Source organism: Methylobacterium sp. M6A4_1b (genome assembly GCF_053345175.1).
In genome coordinates, this window is record NZ_JBKEZQ010000028.1 from 35571 (window position 1) to 50390 (window position 14820).

General features: G+C 71.4%; 15 protein-coding genes. 10 read left to right on the forward strand and 5 right to left on the reverse strand.

Going from position 1 to position 14820, the window contains the following annotated elements; all coding sequences use genetic code 11:
• Nucleotides 1-90: 90 nt before the first annotated feature.
• Complete coding sequence (locus tag ACLBWX_RS19790; protein ID WP_447678703.1) at nucleotides 91-1395, reverse strand: lytic murein transglycosylase; 1305 nt, start codon at nucleotides 1393-1395, stop codon at nucleotides 91-93.
• Nucleotides 1396-1600: 205 nt separating this feature from the next.
• On the opposite strand from ACLBWX_RS19790, the gene ACLBWX_RS19795 reads away from it, so the two are divergent.
• A complete protein-coding gene (locus tag ACLBWX_RS19795; RefSeq protein ID WP_447678704.1) occupies nucleotides 1601-1867 on the forward strand; it encodes a hypothetical protein in 267 nt (88 codons plus the stop codon).
• 13 nt (nucleotides 1868-1880) lie between these two features.
• Here ACLBWX_RS19795 and ACLBWX_RS19800 read toward each other — a convergent pair whose 3' ends face one another.
• Nucleotides 1881-2018, reverse strand: a complete 138-nt coding sequence (locus tag ACLBWX_RS19800) for a hypothetical protein (RefSeq protein WP_447678705.1) — start codon at nucleotides 2016-2018, stop codon at nucleotides 1881-1883.
• A gap of 253 nt (nucleotides 2019-2271) precedes the next feature.
• Here ACLBWX_RS19800 and ACLBWX_RS19805 point away from each other — a divergent pair, with 253 nt between their 5' ends.
• Nucleotides 2272-3069 carry a lytic murein transglycosylase gene (locus tag ACLBWX_RS19805; RefSeq protein ID WP_447678706.1) on the forward strand — a complete coding sequence of 266 codons (798 nt, stop codon included), beginning with the start codon at nucleotides 2272-2274 and terminating at the stop codon, nucleotides 3067-3069.
• 93 nt (nucleotides 3070-3162) lie between these two features.
• Here the strand turns inward: ACLBWX_RS19805 and ACLBWX_RS19810 are convergent, their stop codons facing one another.
• From ACLBWX_RS19810 to ACLBWX_RS19820, 3 genes are all read right to left on the reverse strand, one after another.
• Nucleotides 3163-3537: a hypothetical protein gene (locus ACLBWX_RS19810; protein WP_447678707.1), complete on the reverse strand. Its 375-nt coding sequence runs from the start codon at nucleotides 3535-3537 to the stop codon at nucleotides 3163-3165.
• A gap of 509 nt (nucleotides 3538-4046) precedes the next feature.
• Nucleotides 4047-5393: an L-serine ammonia-lyase gene (locus ACLBWX_RS19815; RefSeq protein WP_447678708.1), complete on the reverse strand. Its 1347-nt coding sequence runs from the start codon at nucleotides 5391-5393 to the stop codon at nucleotides 4047-4049.
• Between the two features lie 197 nt (nucleotides 5394-5590).
• On the reverse strand, nucleotides 5591-6013 hold the full coding sequence (locus tag ACLBWX_RS19820; protein WP_447678709.1) for a response regulator: 423 nt from the start codon (nucleotides 6011-6013) through the stop codon (nucleotides 5591-5593).
• A 592-nt stretch (nucleotides 6014-6605) separates the two neighbouring features.
• Here ACLBWX_RS19820 and sfnG point away from each other — a divergent pair.
• From sfnG to ACLBWX_RS19860, 8 genes are all read left to right on the forward strand, one after another.
• Nucleotides 6606-7721, forward strand: a complete 1116-nt coding sequence (gene sfnG, locus ACLBWX_RS19825; protein ID WP_447678710.1) for a dimethylsulfone monooxygenase SfnG — start codon at nucleotides 6606-6608, stop codon at nucleotides 7719-7721.
• Between the two features lie 44 nt (nucleotides 7722-7765).
• On the forward strand, nucleotides 7766-9025 hold the full coding sequence (locus ACLBWX_RS19830; protein WP_447678711.1) for an SfnB family sulfur acquisition oxidoreductase: 1260 nt from the start codon (nucleotides 7766-7768) through the stop codon (nucleotides 9023-9025).
• A gap of 219 nt (nucleotides 9026-9244) precedes the next feature.
• Complete coding sequence (locus ACLBWX_RS19835) at nucleotides 9245-9526, forward strand: hypothetical protein (protein ID WP_447678712.1); 282 nt, start codon at nucleotides 9245-9247, stop codon at nucleotides 9524-9526.
• 115 nt (nucleotides 9527-9641) lie between these two features.
• Nucleotides 9642-10847 carry an acyl-CoA dehydrogenase family protein gene (locus ACLBWX_RS19840; RefSeq protein ID WP_447678713.1) on the forward strand — a complete coding sequence of 402 codons (1206 nt, stop codon included), beginning with the start codon at nucleotides 9642-9644 and terminating at the stop codon, nucleotides 10845-10847.
• Between the two features lie 12 nt (nucleotides 10848-10859).
• Nucleotides 10860-11447, forward strand: coding sequence for a class I SAM-dependent methyltransferase (locus tag ACLBWX_RS19845; RefSeq protein WP_447678714.1), 588 nt, complete (start codon nucleotides 10860-10862; stop codon nucleotides 11445-11447).
• Complete coding sequence (locus tag ACLBWX_RS19850) at nucleotides 11444-12184, forward strand: cytochrome b/b6 domain-containing protein (protein ID WP_447678715.1); 741 nt, start codon at nucleotides 11444-11446, stop codon at nucleotides 12182-12184. The genes ACLBWX_RS19845 and ACLBWX_RS19850 overlap by 4 nt, the downstream gene beginning before the upstream one ends.
• A complete protein-coding gene (locus ACLBWX_RS19855; RefSeq protein ID WP_447678716.1) occupies nucleotides 12177-12917 on the forward strand; it encodes a molybdopterin-dependent oxidoreductase in 741 nt (246 codons plus the stop codon). Before ACLBWX_RS19850 ends, ACLBWX_RS19855 begins: the two co-directional genes overlap by 8 nt.
• Before the next feature lie 216 nt (nucleotides 12918-13133).
• Complete coding sequence (locus tag ACLBWX_RS19860) at nucleotides 13134-14819, forward strand: methyl-accepting chemotaxis protein (RefSeq protein WP_447678717.1); 1686 nt, start codon at nucleotides 13134-13136, stop codon at nucleotides 14817-14819.
• The last annotated feature ends 1 nt before the right edge of the window (nucleotide 14820 follow it).

Sequence of the window (14820 nt, forward strand, 5' to 3'; positions counted from 1 at the left end):
GGATCACCCGAACGCGGATCGCCCGCCCCGGATCATCTGGGCTGCTCTATCGCGGCGCCTCGGGCGCGACCACCGCTAAATCCGTGCGGATCAGGGCCGCGGCTCGGGAGCGGCCAGGATCCGCTCCCGCAGCGGGGCGTCGGCGTAGCCGTCCGGGGGCAGGCCGTTGGCCGCCTGGTAGGCGCGGACCGCCGCCCGCGTCCTGGGGCCGATCTTGCCGTCGGCAGAGCCCGCCGGGAACCCGCGCTCGGCCAGGCGCAGCTGGAGCGCCCGGACGTCGCCGGCGGTCGGCATCGCGTCGCCGCGCGGCCAGTCCCGGGTGAAGCCCGCCGCGCCACGCAGGCGGTCCGACAGGTGCGCCACGGAGAGCGCATAGGCGAGGGCGGTGTTGTAGCGCAGGATGATCCGGAAATTCGACTGGAGGAGGAAGGCCGGTCCGCGCGCTCCGGCCGGCAGGATCAGCGTCGCCGTGCCGTCCTCCGCCAGAGGCTGGATCGGGACCACCCCGAGCGCCTTCCAGGCGGCGATGCTCCGCTCCGTGGTCTCGTCGGCGAGCGCGAGGTCGAACCCGTCGGGAAGGCGCGCCTCGCTGCCCCAGCGCGCGCCGGAACGCCAGCCCATCGCCGTGAGGTAGTTGGCCGTGGAGGCGAGGGCGTCCGGCACGGAGGTCCAGATGTCGCGCCGGCCGTCGCCGTCGAAATCCACCGCATGAGCCTGGTAGACCGTCGGCATGAACTGGGTGTGGCCCATGGCCCCGGCCCAGGACCCGGTGAGCGGTCCGGGTGGACCCTTGTCCTGGGCCTGAATCTCCAGGGCGGCGATCAGCTCGGCGCGCCAGTACGGCGCCCGCGGCGTCTCGCTGCAGGCCAGCGTCGCCAGGGAGCGCAGGACCGGACGGACGATCGCGGGATCCTCGAGCACGCTGCCATAGGTGGATTCGACACCCCAGAACGCCGCCAGGATGAAGCGGTCGACGCCGTATCGGGCCTCGATGGCGTCGAAGGTCGCGGACCACTCCGCCAGCTTGCGCCGGCCTTCGGCGATCCGCGTCTCGGTGAGGTTGGCATCGAGGTAGGACCAGATCGGCTTCACGAACTCCGCCTGACCCTGGGGTGCCGCCGCCACCTCGGCATCGGGGGACAGGGCGCGCAGGTGGTCCGTCACCCGGGTCGGGACGCCGCGCGCCTCGGCCTCGGCGGCGATCGCCCCGGTGCAATGCGCGAAGGCGAGGGGTTGCGCATCGGACCCGGCTGCGGCACCCCCGGCGGACGGCTCGGCCGAGACGATCTCGACCGCGCCCGGGATCAGGGCGGCCAGACCGGGGACCGCCAGGACTGCGAATGCGATCGCGGCGGCGCGCCGCATGGGAGCCCGGAAGCGTCGCTGCCATCCCATGCCGGTTTCCTTCCTGCGCCGCCCCGACGGGACCCTAGCGGCGGGAGCCCGGAGGCGGAAGCGGGACTTGTCCAGGATAACCCTCGGCCATGGGGAACCTCGGCCACGGGGAACCTCGCCGGCGGAACCTTGGCCTTTCGGCCGTCTCAGCCGACCGTTGCAAGGGCGGCGCGTCAGCTGTCGGGCCAGGGAGGACGACCATGCGGTGCCGCGATCTACTCGACCGCGCGAGACGGTGCCGATGCTCGTCGCGCTGATCCTGTTCCTGAGCGGGATCACGGTCGGTCTCACCTGCCGGGCCACGGTCGCCATCGGCCTGTCCGCCCTCGTGGTCGCGCTCTCGGGCATTGTCTGGATCGCCCGGTGGGATGTCTCCGCCGTGAGCCTGCTCGTACTGTTCGCACACCTCACCGCGGTTCAGGCGGGCTACCTGCTCGGCGCATACCTGCGCGTCCGCAGCGACAGCGCCTGAAGGCGTCACCGCCTCACCAGAACCAGACCGCCGTCGGGCTGAGCACGAAGATCGGCCACCACAGGAGCAGGGCCGTCGCGCAGAGAAGGGGGACCAGCCCCAGCGGCGGCCGCTGGTTCGGGTCGCTACGGACTGTCTTGAAGCGGGACATGAGTGGTGCGGCCCGGAACGTTTCAGTGTTCGTCTCGCGCTGAACTGCACGGGCCGGATCTCAGGTCTGGCGATGCATCCGGACATCTCTGCGTAACCAAACGCGGGGAAGTGAGGGCCATGGGACGGATCGCAGCCAAAATTGCCGCAATGAGGCTCGACTCACGGTCCCGTTTGTCGCCTTGCTCCGCGCAAGGGGAAGTCATCGATCCGTGCGCCCCCCGAACGGCGTCGCACGGCCAGGGAGTTTTGACATGATCGGACGTGGGTATCGGACGCCGTGGATCGCGGCGGCCTTCGCGGCGCTCGTCTGTGCGACGGGCGCGGCGAACGCGGCGCAGTGCGGCAACAGCGCGGCCGGCTTCGAGGCCTGGAAGCGGGACTTCGCCGAGGAGGCGCGCGGCCGGGCCAGCGCCGCGAGCCTCTCCGCACTGATGGGCACCTCCTACTCGACGGCGACCATCTCGGCCGATCGCGGCCAGAAGAGCTTCAAGCTCTCCCTCGACCAGTTCCTGGCCAAGCGCGGCGGCAACACCATCGTGTCGCGCGGCCGCGCCCTCAAGGCCCAGAACGCCGCCCTGTTCGACTCGATCGAGCAGCGCTACGGCGTGCCGCCCGGCCCGCTCCTGGCGATCTGGGGCATGGAGACGGGCTTCGGCGCGGTGAAGGGCAACGTGAACACGCTCTCGGCGGTCGCGACCCTGGCCTACGATTGCCGCCGCTCGGCCTACTTCACCGACCAGCTCTACGCCGCCCTCACCCTGGTGGATCGCGGCGTCCTGACCCCGAGCACCCGGGGCGCGGCCCATGGCGAGGTCGGACACACCCAGTTCCTGCCCAGGAACGTCCTGAACTACGGCGTCGGCGGCAGCCTCGACAGCACGGCCAACGCCCTGAACTCGACGGCGAACTTCCTCAAGGGTCATGGCTGGCGCGCCGGTGCCGGCTACCAGCCGGGCGAGCCGAACTTCGCGGCGATCCAGGGCTGGAACGCCGCCTCGGTCTACCAGCGCGCCATCGCGCTGCTCGGCGAGCGCATCGACGGCCGGTAAACCCGACCGCGATCCGTCAGGCCCCGGCCGGAGGCATGGGTCGATCCCGGCCTCCGGCGAACCCGAGTGCGGCCCCGGGTGCGGCGGCCGACCTCAGGGTCGCAGCCCCGCGACGTCGTCGCTGCAGGGCATCATGTCGGTCGCGCCGGCGACGAGGCCGGCGAGCGCGCGAAGGTCCTGCGGCTGGCGCGGGCTCGCCGCCAGCCGGCCCGCATCGCGCTTGAGGGCGCGGTTGCAGCCGCAGGAGGGCAGGCCGCCATCGGGCGTGCAGGCATCGTGACTGCGGCACGCCGCATCCAGCGCGTCGATCGGCGCGACGTCCATGCCGTCGTTGCCGGGGCCGCAGTAATGCCCATGGATGAGCAGGGCCGGGCGCGGCGTCTGTCCTGGACCCGTGAGGTCCTGGGCGGCGAGGGGCGTGACGACGGGGAAGGCCCCGAGAAGCAGGGCGAGTGTCAGTATCCGCATGGCGGGTCTCCGGTGGGGAATTCGGGTCGGAACGGGGCGGGGACGCGCCCGCCCGGCGCTGGGCGACGCCGACGGAAGGTCGGGCAGGGTCTGGGACGAAATCGGGAGGCGGAGGACGCCCGGAGGCGGTCCGCGCCAGGGCTCTCAGGTCGGGGCGGCGTCGCGGACAGGCGCCTGGGCGTGTCTCGGGCCGGAGCCGGCGATCCCGGTGGTCGGCGTCGCGAACGTCATGATGTTTGTCCCGCGTCTCGTCAGGACGGATCGGAGGCGCGCCGCTCGCGCTGGCCGCATCCGCCGTCCGGTAGCCCCCTCGCGGAGACAACCCTATCGGAACCGCTGCGTTCCATATTCCTGGATCGAAGCGGCGCCGGTTCGGCCAGCGGGTCCGATGCCCACGCGCGAAAGCGAAGCTTCGCGGAGCGCAAGCGGCACCCGCCCGGGTGACGGAAACCAAAGCGTAGGGTTAGACAGGCGAATAAGGAACTCATCAGTTCCTTATTCGCGATCCGTCAGCAGGCCGCGACGTTCACCGCGAGACCGCCCAGGGAGGTCTCCTTGTACTTGGCCTGCATGTCGTGGCCGGTCTGGCGCATGGTCTCGATGACCTCGTCGAGGCTGACCCGGTGGATGCCGTCGCCGCGCAGGGCCAGGGAGGCGGCCACCACCGCCTTGTTGGCCCCGAAGGCGTTGCGCTCGATGCAGGGGATCTGGACCAGGCCGCCGATGGGATCGCAGGTCATGCCGAGATGGTGCTCCATCGCGATCTCGGCGGCGTTCTCCACCTGGGCCGGGCTGCCGCCGAGGAAGGCCGCCAGCCCCGCCGCCGCCATCGCGGCGGCCGAGCCGACCTCCCCCTGACAGCCGACCTCGGCGCCGGAGATCGACGCGCGGGTCTTGATCAGGCCCCCCACCGCCGCGGCGGTGAGCAGGAATTCCCGCGCGCGGGCATCCGACCAGTCGGGGCAGAAATCGCGGGCGTAGCGCAGGACGGCCGGCACGATCCCGGCCGCGCCGTTGGTGGGGGCCGTCACCACGCGCCCGCCGGCGGCGTTCTCCTCGTTCACCGCCAGGGCATAGAGACTGATCCAGTCGACGATCTCGTGGGCAGCGCGGGCGTTGCGCAGGCGGCCGGCGGTGAGGTCGTCGTGCAGGCGCTTGGCACGGCGCCGGACCTTGAGGCCGCCCGGCAGCTCGCCGTCCTGGCGCAGGCCCCGATCGATGCAGGCGAACATCGCGTCACGGATGGCGTCGAGGCCAGCCTCCACCGCCTCGGGGTCGCGCGAACCGCACTCGTTGGCGAACTGCACCTGCGCGATCGTGCGGTCCTCGCTTAGGCACAGGGCGAGGAGTCCGGCCGCGGAGGCGTAGGGCAGGGGGCAGTCCGTCTCGGTGCCCGGCGCGGCCTCGGCCTCGGTCACCACGAAGCCGCCGCCGACGGAATAGTAGGTCTCGGCGTCGAGGATCGCGCCGGCACCGTCGAGGGCGCGGAAGCGCAGGGCGTTTGTGTGCAGCGGCAACAGGTCGGTGAAGTTGAAGGCGAGGTCCGCGGCCGGGTCGAAGGCCGCCCCCCCGGGGCCGAGCCGCTTGCCCGCCCCGAGCGCCGCGACGAGACCGGCGACGGCATCCGGGTCGATGGAGCGCGGGTCGTGCCCGAGGAGCCCGAGGAAGATCGCCGTGTCGGTGCCGTGCCCGCGCCCCGTCCAGGCGAGGGAGCCGAAGATCTCGGCCTGGATGCGGTCGAGGCCGGGCAGCCCCTCGGTCCGGGTGCGGAACCGCAGCGCCGCCACCATCGGGCCGACGGTGTGCGAACTCGATGGGCCGATCCCGATCTTGAAGAGGTCGAAGGCGCTGATCATCGGCTCTCGCGTTCCGGAAGGCACGGATGCCCGGGGCAGGACCCGCGTCACCGGCTGCTCGGGCCGGGGGCGGGCGCCGGCCGGGACCCCAGGACCTTGCCTGATACACCGCCGGGCCGAGGCCATGCATCCCCCCATCGGCGCCACCGCATCGGATGGGCGGCGTGGACCGCTCCGCCGGAGCGATCCGGATCCGCTCAGGCCGCCGCGCGGTCGTAACCGGTCCGGTCGGCGGCCGAGGTGAGCAGCTCGGCGACGAGGGCCACGAGCTGGTGCCCATGATAGGGCGTGCGCAGGCGCAGGGCTCCCGGTTCGAGGGCTTCGCCGTCGAGCCGGCGCAGGGAGCGCGCGGTGTAGACCACGCCCACCGCGGGATCGAGGCAGCGGGCGACCCCGGCGAGCGAGAGGCCGTCCACGGTGTCGCGCACGTCGGCATCGGTCACCAGCACGTCGACGCGGCGCTGGCCCGTCTGCGCCAGAAGCAGGCTCTCGACTTCGCCGGCCGTCCGCGCGCCGAGCACGTCGTAGCCCGACATCTCGAGGCAGCTCGTGGTGATGGAGCGGGTCAATTCGTCTCCGGCGAGGAGAACCACGAGCGGTTGGCGGGACGCGGCCATCATGGACGAACTTCCTGGGTGAACCGATATCGAGCGCTTCGGCTTTCAAATGGACGGTGGTGCGACCGTAGAAGCGACCAGTTAACGCGTCCTTAAACGACCGGTTTCACGAGGCAACAGCGATTCTGGAGACAAGCTGAAGAGATCAGCAATTTCACCTGGATGCTCACCTTATCAGCATCGACATGCCCGAAAAGGCAGCGAACCTAGCACTTTGGCCGCGTCGACTGGATTTTACGGCATTCGGGCGCCCGCAATAAGGGCACCGCGCCGGGGAAGACGGTCCAGCGTGGTCCCGCCGACAGGTCGAATCGGCGCCCTGCGCCCCCTTCCGCAGGCGTGAGGCAAACCTTCGGCCTCACCCCGCGATCGGGAGAACGCGCATTCCCTTTCCGGCCGAAAAAAGCCGTTTGCTTCCTTTGACGCCAGCACAGCATCGCGCAATTCTAGGACAGCAATGACAGACCGGGGCACCAACGCGCACTAAGTCAGTCTTCACAGGAATGTGAGCGCTCCGATTTTTGTATTCAATTGATCGAATTCGAACACCGGGGCGCACGGCCTGTGCGTCGTGCCGGAACGCATGGGTGTGATCATGGGCTTTCAACCTGAATTCCGCGACGCGGGCGAGCCGATCCGCTTCGCCTACTGGGTGCCCAACGTCTCGGGCGGACTCGTCATCAGCAAGATTCCCCAGCGCACCGGCTGGGACGCGCCCTACAACCGGCGCCTGGCGCAGATCGCGGAAGCAGCCGGGTTCGACTACGCCCTGACGCAGATCCGCTTCACCGCCGGCTACGGCGCCGAGTACCAGCACGAATCCGTCGCCTTCAGCCACGCGCTACTGGCCGCCACCTCGAAGCTGAAGGTCATCGCCGCGCTGCTGCCCGGTCCCTGGAACCCGACGCTCGCGGCCAAGCAGATCGCCACGATCAGCCAGCTGACGGAGGGGCGCATCGCCGTCAACGTGGTCTCGGGCTGGTTCTCGGGCGAGTTCCGCGCCATCGGCGAGCCGTGGCTCGACCACGACGAGCGCTACCGCCGCTCCGAGGAGTTCATCCGCGCCCTGCGGGGGATCTGGACCCAGGACAACTTCACCTTCCGGGGCGATTTCTATCGCTACAGCGACTACACCCTGAAGCCGAAGCCGGCCGACCCGCAGCCGGAGATCTTCCAGGGCGGCTCGTCCCGCGCGGCCCGCGACATGGCGGCCCGGGTCTCGGACTGGTACTTCACCAACGGCAACACGCCCGAGGGCATCCGGGCGCAGGTCGACGACATCCAGGCCAAGGCGCGCGTCAACGGCCACGCGGTGAAGGTCGGCGTCAACGCCTTCGTCATCGCGCGCGAGACCGAGGCGGAAGCCCGCGCCGTCCTCCAGGAGATCATCGACCACGCCGATCCGGACGCCGTGAAGGCCTTCGGGCACGAGGCGAAGAACGCCGGCAAGGCCTCGCCGGAGGGCGAGGGCAACTGGGCGAAGTCGAGCTTCGAGGACCTCGTCCAGTACAACGACGGCTTCAAGACCAACCTGATCGGCACGCCGGACCAGATCGCCGAGCGCATCGTGGCGCTGAAGGATGCCGGCGTCGACCTCGCCCTGCTCGCCTTCCTGCACTTCCAGGAGGAGGTCGCGTATTTCGGCGAACACGTGATCCCGCGGGTTCGTGCCCTGGAGGCGGCCCGCCGCGAGCGCGCGCAGGCGGCCTGAGCCGCGCCGCGACCCGATCTCGTCACCCGATCCGGAGACACCGCATGAACATCGCCGTCAGCCCGCCTCCGCGGGACACCCATCGCTGGCCCACCGGCGCGCCCGGTCCCGAGCGCCCGGCCGCGCCGGCCCACGTCATTCGCGACGGGGCCGAGGCCCTGCGCGTCGCCCATGCCCTGGCGGAGGCGTTCGGGGCCGGCGCCGCCGAGCGCGACCGCACCGGTCGCCGTCCCCTGGCCGAGCTCGACGCGTTCTCGCAGAGCGGCCTGTGGTCGATCAACGTGCCGCTGGCCCATGGCGGGCCGGGGCTGTCCTACCGGGTTCTCGCGCAGGTCATCGCCATCGTCTCGGCGGCCGACCCCTCCATCGGGCAGATCGCCCAGAACCACCTCGGCATCGTGGCGTCGATCGACACGGTCTCGGACGAGGCCCAGAAGGCGCTGCTGTTCGGCCTCGTGCTCGCCGGCACCCGCTTCGGCAACGCCTTCTCGGAGATCGGCACGCCGCGGGCCGCCGACTTCAAGACCCGCTTCGTGGAGGACGGCGACCACGTCGTGGTGCACGGCACCAAGTTCTACGCCACCGGCGCGCTGCTCGCCCACCTCGTGCCCATCGTGGCCCTCGATGCGCAGGGCCGGGCCTGGTACGCGATCGCCGAGCGCAACGCGCCCGGCCTGACGGTCATCGACGACTGGTCGAGCTTCGGCCAGCGCACCACCGCGAGCGGCACCGTGCAGATCGACGGCGTGCGCGTGCGCAGGACCCACCTGGTGCCGGCCTGGAAGGGCTACGAACGCCCGAGCGCCGACGGAGCGATCTTCCAGATCATCCAGGCGGCGGTGGATGCGGGCATCGCCCGGGCGGCGCTCGCCGACACCATCGCCTTCGTGCGGACCAAGTCCCGACCCTGGGTCGACAGCGGCCTGGAGCGCGCCTCGGACGACCCGCACACCATCCGCATCGTCGGCGATCTCACGATCCGCCTGCACGCGGCCGAAGCGCTGCTCGACCGGGCCGGCCTCGCCCTCGACGCCGCCGTGGCGGCGCCCGGCGCAGACACCGTGGCGGCCGCCCAGCTCGCGGTGGCGGAAGCCAAGGTGCTCACCACGGAGGTGGCGCTCAACGCCAGCAACACTCTGTTCGAGCTCGCGGGCACCCGCGCCACGCTCGCCGAGCACAACCTCGACCGGCACTGGCGCAACGCCCGCACCCACACGCTCCACGACCCCGTGCGCTGGAAGTACGCGATCATCGGCAACCACGCCCTGAACGGGGTGAATCCGCCTTTCCACGCCTGGAGCTGAGGGCGGAGTCGAAGGCAGCGGCCGGACGGGGCGCAGCCGGGTTTCGGCTCTCCTGAAAGGCCGGGTTTGCAGTCCGGGACACCGGAAGCCCATGGGTGGACGGGAAGCCCACGGCTAGGCGTCCACCCGGAGCCGATCCTGGCGCCGACAGGATTGCACCTGCACAGAACCTCGGCGCATCGGCGTGTGCGGCCGCACCGGCCGTGGGCCGACGGGCGCATGGCAGCGTTTCCGCGTGCGGATCTGCTCAATTCCAAGAAAGCCGCCCATCTTAAGGTGGTCGTCATGGTTTTCGTCGCGGAATGCGGCGGAGCAAAACTGTATTCGGGAATCGGAACCGTGGATATCGAGACCGCCAAGATGCTGGTGGGGGCCGTCCTGATGGTGGCCATCGGCGCCTTCTCCGTGCTGAGCCTGGGCTGGATGGTGCGGGACATGGTCGCCGACCTGCGTGCCGGGCGCGCGAACCTGCGCGACGAGACGGTCTCCGAGCCGCGTTGACCGCCCTCGCGTTGTCGACCCGGACGGGCGACGACGCGCTTTGACGCGGGAAAAGATCGGGGTTGGTATGCAACCCGCCCCTGGCGGTCGCGCATCCGTGATCCATGTCTCGATCATGAACGCCCTTCCGCAGGACTGCATCGACACCAGCCCCGCACGGATCGCGACCGCCGCACGCGCGGTCTCGCGCCGCGCGGCCGAACGCGCCGACAGCCTCGACCGCGACGGCGGGTTTCCGGCCGAGGACGTCGCCCACGCCCATGCGGCGGGCCTGCTCACGGCGCCCCTGCCGGTGGCGCTCGGCGGGGCCGGCCTCGATGCGCCCCATCGGGCGCCGGTCCTGGCCGATCTCCTCGCGCAGGTCGGGCGCGGCAGCCTCGCCCTCGGCCGGCTCTACGAAGGCCACGTCAACGCCCTCGCGTTGGTGCTGCGCTACGCCGAGCCGCCGGTCGTGGAGCGCCTCGCCGCGGATGCCCGCGCCGGGCACCTCTTCGGCGTCTGGAACACGCAGCCCCAGGCGGGCGGCCTCAGCCTCGAGCAAGTCGGCGGCCTCGCTCCGGCGGGCGCCTCGTGGATCCTGGCCGGGGTTAAGTCCTTCGCCTCCGGCGCCGGAGCCGTGACCCGGCCCCTGGTCACCGCGCGCCGGCCGGACGGCCGCCAGCAGATGCTTGTGGTGGACCTGGAGCCCGGCACCCGCGCCGACCTGTCCGGCTGGCGGGCTCAGGGGATGCGGGCCTCGACCTCGGGCGTCCTCGACTTCACCGGCCTGCCCGCCGGCCCCGGCAGCGTCATCGGCGGCCCCGACGACTACTTTTCCGAGCCGCGCTTCTCCGGCGGCGCCTGGCGCTTCGCCGCCGTGCAGCTGGGCGGCATCGAGGCGGTGTTCGACGCCCTGCGGACGCATCTCCGGACCACCGGGCGTGGGGGCGACCCGCACCAGGCGGCCCGCCTCGGCGAGGCCGCGATCGCGGTGGAGAGCGCCCGCCTCTTCGTCGGGCGCGCCGCGCAGCTCGCCGCCGATCCGGAGGCGGAGCCCGGCCAGGTGATCGCCTACGTCAATCTCACCCGCCTCGCGGTTGAGCGGGCCGGGCTCGACGTCCTGGAGCGCGCCCAGCGCTCGGTAGGCCTCGCGGGCTTCCTCAGCCCGCATCCCCTGGAGCGTCTGGCGCGCGATCTCGCCACCTACCTGCGCCAGCCCGGCCCCGACCGGGCCCTGACCAGCGCGGCGGCCCACGTTCTCGCGGCGGACCGGCCGGCGGACCTCCTCTGGCGCAATCCCGCCGGGGTGCCTATGCCTGACGAGGTTCCGGCCGATCTGTAGGCGCTGACGCCCATGACACGCTCCTCGCACACGCTGCCGTCGGACTACTTCACCGAGCTCTACGCCGCGAACCCCGATCCGTGGGACTTCGCCACCAGCCCCTACGAACACGCCAAGTACGACGCCACCCTGGCCGCCCTGGGCCGGGAGACCTACGGGCAGGCCCTCGAGGTCGGGTGCTCCATCGGCGTGCTGAGCCGCCGGCTGGCCGACCGCTGCGCGGCCCTGCTCGCCCTCGACGTGGCGGAGGCCGCCCTCGACGCCGCCCGGGCCCGTTGCGCCCCGTGCCCGCATGTCAGCTTCCTGCGCGCGGCGGTGCCGGAGGCGTGGCCCCCCGGCCGGTTCGACCTCGTGGTGCTCTCGGAGGTGCTGTACTTCTTCACGCCCGAAGACCTCGCCCGCATCGCCGAGCACCTCGCGGCGGCCCTGAACCCGGGCGGCGAGGTCGTCCTCGTCCATTGGCTGGGGGAGACGAACTTCCCCCTGAGCGCCGACGCTGCGGTCGAGACGCTGATCGGATTCACCCGAGGCCACCTGGAGCCGGGCCACCGGAGCCGCACCGAGCGCTACCGCCTCGACGTGCTGCGGGCGCCCGCGTGAGCCGGACGCCGAGGGCGGAGGAGCCCGGCCCGTCCCTGGTTCACCGGCACGCCGCCTGGGTGCGCCTGACCCATTGGCTCAACGCCGTCGCGTTCCTGGCCCTCGTGGTCAGCGGCATCGCGATCCTGCTCGCCCTGCCGCGGCTGTTCTGGGGCGAGACCGGAGCGAACGGGGCGCCGGCGGCCCTCGACCTGCCGCTGCCGGTGAACCTCGAGCAGACGGGCTGGGGCCGCAACCTGCACTTCCTCGCCGCCTGGGTGCTCGTCCTCAACGGGATCGTCTACCTGATCGTCGCCTTCGTGGGCGGCCACTTCGCCCGCGACCTCGTGCCGGACCGCGACCAGCTGGCCCCGCGCCACCTCGCCCGCGAGATCGCCGACCACGCCCGCCTGAAACCGGCGCGCGGGCGCGAGGCCCTGCGTTACAACGCCCTGCAGAAGTTCGCCTATCTCGTCGTGCTGTTCGTGCTGTTTCCCCTCATGGTGCTCACCGGGCTCACCATGTCCCCGGGCGTCACGGCAGCCTATCCGGAGCTCTTCGCCCTGTTCGGCGGCCGGCAATCGGCGCGCACCCTGCACTTCCTCGTCGCCTGCCTGCTGGTGCTCTTCCTCGTCGTTCACGTGGCGCAGGTCTTCGTCGGGGGCGCGGGCAACCTGATGCGCTCGATGATCACCGGACGCTTCCGCATTCCCCCGGAGACCGCCCGGAAGCCCCTGACGGAGACCCCCGATGCATGACCTCTCGCGCCGTCGGCTCCTGACCGGCTCGGGCAGCCTCATCGGCGCCGGCCTCTTCGGCGGCTGCGACGCCCCGGCCCTGTCGCGGCTGGCCTCTCCTTACGACTGGAGCAACGGGCTGACCTTCGCGGTCCAGCGCTGGCTCCAGCGCCACCAGCCCCTGGTGCGCGAATTCGGACCCGAAGCGATCTCGGCGGTGTTCCCGACCATCAACACCACGGACCCCGACAACCCGGATTACCGGCGCTCGAAGGCGATCGGATTCTCGGACTGGCGGCTGCCGGTCAGCGGCCTCGTGGAGAGGCCCGGCGCCTTCGCGCTCTCCGAACTGAAGGCGATGCCCGCCCGCACCCAGATCACCCTGCATTCCTGCGAGCAGGGCTGGTCGGCCATCGGCGGCTGGACCGGGGTGCCCCTGGCCCATCTCCTCGCCCGGGTCGGGCTGAAGCCGGCCGCGCGCTTCATCGTGGTGCGCAGCGTCGACGGCTGGTGGGACAGCTACGACCTCTTCGACGCCCTCCACCCGCAGACGATCCTGGCCTACGGCATGAACGGCGGCGACCTGCCGGTGGCGCACGGCGCGCCGGTCCGCCTGCGGGTGGAGCGCCAGCTCGGCTACAAGAGCCTGAAGTACATCAGCGCCATCGAGGCCGTGGAGCGGGTCGACGGCCTCGGCCAGGGCCGGGGAAGCATGGTCGCCGAACTCGGCTTCCCCTGGTACGCGGGCATCTGACATCCCGCGGGCCCTGTAACCGCGAGCCGCAGGATCGTATAGCGAGGTCCGGTCGTCGTTGAACCAACCACGAGGCACGTAACCGCTCCAGCGGCATCGACTGTTGAAGACACGACCAACCAGTCATCGTTACGTTTCGTGCCCATCCGATAACGCCGTGTTAAACATGAAGTTGTTTCATCCGGTCGGAATTCAAATCCGGACGGTCTCACAACGATGCGCGTGTCACTGAAATCCATCCTGATCGGCTCGATAACTCTGCTCGGCGTCGCCGCGGCGGGTCAGGGCGTGGTCAGCGTCGTGAAGCTCAGGACGATCGAGCGCGAGGTGAAGCAGGTCGCGACGAACTGGCTTCCCTCCGTCAACGTCGTGAACACGATCAGCACGGCGACGCGCGACGTGCGAGTGAAGCTGTACCGCTTCGTCGTCGCCTCGGAGACGCCGCAGGCGCTCGCGGAGAACGAGGCGGGCCTGAACACCTCCCTCAAGACCCTCGACGGCCTGCGCCGGACCTACGAACCGCTGATCGCCTCCGCCGAGGAAAAGGCGATCTACGACGCCTTCACGCCCCTGTGGACGCGCTACCTCGAGGGCCAGCAGAGGGTCGTCGACCTCATGAATGCGGGCCGGAAGGCCGACGCCCTGGCGCTCACCACCAGCGCCGAGATGGCCGACCTCAACAACGGCGCCATCCGGGCCCTGCAGCGGGCCGTCGACTTCAACCGGGAAGGCGCCGAGCGCAGCACCGCGTCGAGCATGGCGAGCGCCGACTCGGCCATGCTCACGGCCTGGATCGCGATGGCGATCTCGGTGGTGGCCGCCATCGGCGCGATGCTGTTCAGCCTGTTCGGCGTCGCGCGTCCGATCGAGCGGATGACCCGCACCATGGGCCGTCTGGCCGGCGGCGACACCGCCGTGGACATCCCGTCCCGGACCCGCCGCGACGAGATCGGCGACATGGCCGCCGCCGTGAGCGTGTTCCGGGACAACCTGCTCCAGACCCGCAAGCTCGAGGAGGAGACGGTTCTGGCGCGGTCCGGGGCGGAGGCGCAGCGCAAGGCGGCGATGCGGGCGATGGCCGAGAGCTTCGAGGGGGCGGTGGGCGGCATCATCAGCATGGTGACGAGCTCGGCCACCGAGCTGCAGGCCACCGCCCAGAGCATGGCCGGCACCGCCACCCAGACGGCCAACCAGTCCACCAGCGTGGCCGCGGCCGCCGACGAGGCGGCCTGCAACGTCAACACCGTGGCGGCGGCGGCCGAGGAGCTCGGCTCCTCGGTGCAGGAGATCGGCCGCCAGGTCAGCAACTCGGCCGCCATGGCCCAGACCGCCGTGGCCGAGGCCGCCCAGACCGCCACCTTCGTGCAGACCCTCAACACGGCGGTGGCGCGCATCGGCGACGTGGTGACGATGATCACCTCGATCGCGGGCCAGACCAACCTGCTGGCGCTGAACGCCACCATCGAGGCGGCGCGGGCCGGCGAGGCGGGGCGGGGCTTCGCGGTGGTGGCGGCCGAGGTCAAGGAGCTGGCCAACCAGACGGCGCGGGCCACCGAGGAGATCGGCGGGCAGATCGCCCAGATCCAGGGCTCGACGGGCCAGGCGGTGGAGGCGATCGGCGGGATCGCGGCGCGCATCCGCGAGATCAGCGGCGTGGCCACCTCGATCTCGGCGGCGGTGGAGGAGCAGGGGGCGGCGACCCAGGAGATCGTGCGCAACGTGGCCCAGGCGGCGCAGGGCACGGGGGCGGTGACGACCAACATCGCGGGCGTGGCCGGCGCGGCCGAGGAGACGGGCGCGGCCGCCGCCCAGGTGCTGGGCGCCGCCTCCGAGCTGTCGCGCCAGTCCGAGCATCTCAGCGCCGAGGTCCAGCGCTTCCTCGCCACCGTACGCGCCGCCTGAG